Origin of the sequence: Chamaesiphon sp. VAR_69_metabat_338 (assembly GCF_031423935.1) — a bacterium.
Lineage (GTDB): Bacteria > Cyanobacteriota > Cyanobacteriia > Cyanobacteriales > Chamaesiphonaceae > Chamaesiphon.
The window spans coordinates 1-1965 of sequence record NZ_JANPGM010000120.1 but is presented as its reverse complement, the minus strand read 5'-3'; the positions used below and the strand labels follow the sequence as shown (position 1 = coordinate 1965).

At 49.4% G+C, this 1965-nt stretch carries 3 protein-coding genes; 2 read left to right on the top strand and 1 reads right to left on the bottom strand.

Translation table 11 applies throughout. From position 1 onward, the window contains the following. On the bottom strand, positions 1-440 hold a 440-nt coding region (locus tag RMO84_RS03460), incomplete at its 3' end, for a PmbA/TldA family metallopeptidase (protein WP_310487053.1). A gap of 199 nt (positions 441-639) precedes the next feature. On the opposite strand from RMO84_RS03460, the gene RMO84_RS03455 reads away from it, so the two are divergent. Together RMO84_RS03455 and RMO84_RS03450 are read left to right on the top strand one after the other, a co-directional pair. Next, positions 640-1158, top strand: coding sequence for a DinB family protein (locus tag RMO84_RS03455; protein WP_310487052.1), 519 nt, complete (start codon positions 640-642; stop codon positions 1156-1158). A gap of 27 nt (positions 1159-1185) precedes the next feature. Continuing rightward, the gene (locus tag RMO84_RS03450; RefSeq protein WP_310487051.1) at positions 1186-1899 is read left to right on the top strand and encodes a phytanoyl-CoA dioxygenase family protein; all 714 of its coding nucleotides are present in this window, start codon (positions 1186-1188) and stop codon (positions 1897-1899) included. Positions 1900-1965 lie beyond the last annotated feature (66 nt).

Sequence of the window (1965 nt, the reverse complement as noted above, 5' to 3'; positions counted from 1 at the left end):
GTGGTCGCAATTCGCCGATCGGTAGTCTGTAAAATGTGGTTGTAATGTTCGCACAACTCTTTCTTGCGGGCGATCGAAATCTGACGCGGATCGGTGCCAGTCAAAGGCAAGCTACAACTAGTTTGAATAATCTCGATCGGTGCCAAAATTGTCTCATCCTCACCGATAATTCGCGCAGCGGCGATCGCTTCTTCGATGCGTTCGGCAAGTGTCTCTAGCCGATTGAAACTAGCAAACCCCCAGCCGCCTTTGTAGCAAGCGCGTACCTGTCCACCGATGGCGAGATCTTCACTGAGTGTTTCGACCCGATCTCCACGTACCAGAATATCGGTGCCTTCCGACTCTTCGAGTCTGATTGCCAAATAATCCACGCGACCGCGATAACGCTTAATGAGATCTGTCAGGCGGTTTTTGCTGTCTACGATTACGGAAGAAGGCATGAGGTGGAGGGTAGATGATAGGGGGGAGCGGGGAGCGGGGAGCGGGGAGCGACTGAAATCGCGCTGAGGTTCCCTCAGCGTGCGTTTCAGTCAAGACAGCGGGGAGCGGGGTAAGTGGATCTTCAATAAATTTAGCTAGGATTAAACACTAAGATAACTATCTAAACCCTATTCCCTATCCCCTATTCCCTAACTCCTAATGAATTACCATACGGCGATCGCGAGATACAATCAGTGGATGAATCAGAATCTATATGCCGTCTGTGAGTTAGTTCCAGAAGGCGATCTGCAGTTAGATCGCGGGGCTTTTTTTAAGTCGATTCAGGGTACGCTCAATCATATCCTGGTTGCCGACCAAATTTGGTTGGGTAGATTTACCAAACAACCATTTACAGCCAAGCTCGATGAAGAACTGTATAGTAATTTTAGCGAGTTACGCGCCCAACGGGAACTACTCGATCGGACAATTATCGATTGGGCGCACAATTTGACTCCGGCATGGCTCGAAGCGCAACTTCACTACACTAATAGTTCGGGGGTGACGCGGACGCTGCAGCACTGGCTACTAGTAACGCACATGTTCAACCATCAAACCCACCATCGAGGCCAGTTAACTACTCTGCTCAACCAAATGGGCTACAATCCTGGCGTGACGGATTTACCTGCGATGCCGGAGTTTCAGATGAGCGGGGAGCGGGGGGCGGGGAGCGGGGGATAATGGGTTACGACAAACATATTGAGGCTGATGATAACTAGGCTCGTCCGCGAAATTGAAACTAATGGATTTACAATTGTCGATCGCTATCTCGATGCAGGCTCGATCTCCGGTCTAATTCGAGATCTTAGCGTTCTAGATGACACTTGCGATCGAGCTGGAGTCAGAAATCTCTTAGAATTAGCCCCAAATGTCCGCAATTTGGCTCGCAGTAAGCAAATCCTCGCTTTAGTAGCACCAATTTTAGGCGATCGCGCACGACTAGTCAGAGGAATATTTTTTGACAAACAGCCTGGGGTGAATTGGAAAGTTCCTTGGCATCAGGATCTCACCATTGCGGTCAAACAGCGGCTGGATATACCCGATTATCATCCGTGGTCGGTCAAAGCAGCTATTCCGCATGTGCGTCCGCCAGTGGCGATTTTAGAGCAAATGCTGACAGTGAGAATCCATCTCGACCGCACGGATGAATCTAATGGAGCTTTGAAAGTGATTCCTGGTTCGCACTGTCATGGTAAGTTGACAGATGTAGAGATCGATCGCCAGAAACGAACTACCGAGCCTATTTTTACCAATTGCGAGGCTGGGGGCATCTTGCTCATGCGACCATTATTGTTACATGCTTCATCAATGGGGACTTGGCAAAGTCAACACGATGTAAATATACCCAGTCATCGGCGGGTCATCCATCTCGAATATACCAACGCTCGACTAGCTGACGGATTGGAGTGGTTTTACGAGTAAGCCTCATAAGTTCAGGTACCCATCCCATTCCCCCGCTCCCTGCAAGATCGACACCGATCGATAAAA

Bases quoted from the DNA above. Each gene is read 5' to 3' on its own strand.
- RMO84_RS03450 (WP_310487051.1), top strand. From the start codon at position 1,186: ATGATAACTAGGCTCGTCCGCGAAATTGAAACTAATGGATTTACAATT.
- RMO84_RS03455 (WP_310487052.1), top strand. From the start codon at position 640: ATGAATTACCATACGGCGATCGCGAGATACAATCAGTGGATGAATCAG.